This window comes from uncultured Limnohabitans sp., from assembly GCF_937889215.1.
Classification (GTDB): domain Bacteria; phylum Pseudomonadota; class Gammaproteobacteria; order Burkholderiales; family Burkholderiaceae_C; genus Limnohabitans_A.
The window spans coordinates 1-1,961 of sequence record NZ_CALBEX010000318.1; the positions used below are offsets into that span (position 1 = coordinate 1).

Here is a 1,961-nt window from a genome sequence, read left to right on the forward strand (position 1 = left end):
CGATGGGAAATGCATCAACGAGCGTGAGTTCAAGAACTTCTTCTGTCTGCTCGTTGCCGCAGGCAATGACACAACGCGCTATTCGCTCGCCGCTGGCATGCATGCACTTTGCCACCAGCCCGAACTTTTGGGACAAATCAAAGAGGGTTCTGTTCTTGATACGGCACCGGATGAAATCATCCGCTGGGCGTCGCCTGCCTCGTATTTCCGACGCACCGCGACCCGCGATTTCGACATGCACGGAAACACAATCAAGGCAGGCGACAAGGTTGCCTATTGGTTTATCTCTGGCAACCGTGACGAAACCGCGTTCGATGATCCGTTTCGCGTGGATCTTGCGCGAACACCGAACAAGCATCTGTCGTTTGGACAAGGTGGCCCCCATGTTTGTCTCGGCATGTGGCTTGCGCGTCTCGAAGTGCGCATTTTGTTTCAAGAACTTGCCAAGCGCATCAAATCTATCGAACCGGCCGGAGAAGCAAAATTTTTGCGGTCCAATTTTGTGAGCGGGATCAAAAACCTGCCAGTCACCGTCCAACTTACTTAGGGAAAACCATATGACCGATCGCCTGCGCGCAGTTTTTTGCGACCATCTGAGCCTGATCCGTGGCAAATATTTGCCCCCCTCCAAAATCGGGACCAGCAATACGAATTTCTGCCGTTCAACTTACGGTGTCCACTTCGACAAGGATTTGTTGCCTTCACCGGGTTCAATGATGATGGAAGGGCTGCCCGATATGGAACTACGCTGGAACGCGAATGACATTCGTGACAGCTGGCAGGACGGCACAAAAGTTGTCATCGGCGATCTGTACGGCATGGACGGCACGCCGCTGCCGATGTGCGGACGTGGTGCATTGAAGCGTGCGGTCGCTGCGTGGGTTGAAGATGGCCTGACGCCCATGATTGGGATCGAGCTTGAGGCATTTGCGTTTCAAAAAGATGAGAGCGGCAATTTGGTCCCCTACGATGCACCGGGCGCTATTGTGTACGGCACTGGCCCCGGCACTGACCCGCTTGGTTTCAATGATGCGATCTGGGAAGCCGCCGAAAAGCTTGGGTTCCGCTTGGACATGATTACGGCGGAATACGACGCGCCGCAGTTTGAATACACGCTGACGTTCGACAATGCGTTGAAAGCCGTGGACGACATCGTGCTGTTCCGCCAAATGGCCCGTGAAATCGCATTGGGCTTTGGCATCGTCTTGACGTTCTTGCCCAAACCATTTGCCGAAGCTGGCGGATCAGGCATGCACATCAATTTCTCCTTCCAAGACGCGGACGGCAACAACGCCCTGCCCAAAGACGGCAAAAGCGGCCCCGATCATCTAAGCGACTTGGCCAAAGGCTGTATTGCGGGGCTGGTACATCACCACAAAGGTCTTGCAGGATTGCTGGCCCCCACTGCGAATTCCTACAAGCGCCTGCAACCTGCCAGCCTGTCGGGGTATTGGCAAAACTGGGGTGGCGACCACCGCAACGTGACCACGCGTGTATCTGAAGAAGGTGGCACCAAAACACGTCTTGAACACCGCATGGCTGATGCATCTGCTAACCCCTACACAGCTGTCGCTGCTGTTTTGCAAGCCGCACGGCTTGGCCTCACAAACGGGTACGACTTGCCCGCGCGTGAAACGGGTGACGGGTTTGAAGTGACTGACGCCACAACCGGTGTTGCAACCGATCTGAACGCTGCGATGGACGACCTTGAAGCAGACACAGTCCTGCGCGCCGCGGTCGGTGAAACACTCGTAGACAATCAGATTTTCATGCGTCGGGCCGAGGTCGAAAAGACCGCTGATCTTGACGATGTCGCGTTACGTGACTTTTACATCCACTACATCTAAAGGCAGACCCATGAACGTAACTTGGACCCTCCCCGATGGCAGCACAAAAACCGCAATGGTTGCCGAAGGCACGAACCTGATGGAAGCGGCCGTCGCCAATAACATCCCCAACGT

At 55.1% G+C, this 1,961-nt stretch carries 2 protein-coding genes; both read left to right on the plus strand.

Going from position 1 to position 1,961, the window contains the following annotated elements; translation table 11 throughout:
* On the plus strand, positions 1–547 hold a 547-nt coding region (locus Q0341_RS08160), incomplete at its 5' end, for a cytochrome P450 (RefSeq protein ID WP_299511950.1).
* Positions 548–557: 10 nt separating this feature from the next.
* Positions 558–1,847, plus strand: coding sequence for a glutamine synthetase family protein (locus Q0341_RS08165; protein WP_299511952.1), 1,290 nt, complete (start codon positions 558–560; stop codon positions 1,845–1,847).
* Positions 1,848–1,961: the final 114 nt, after the last annotated feature.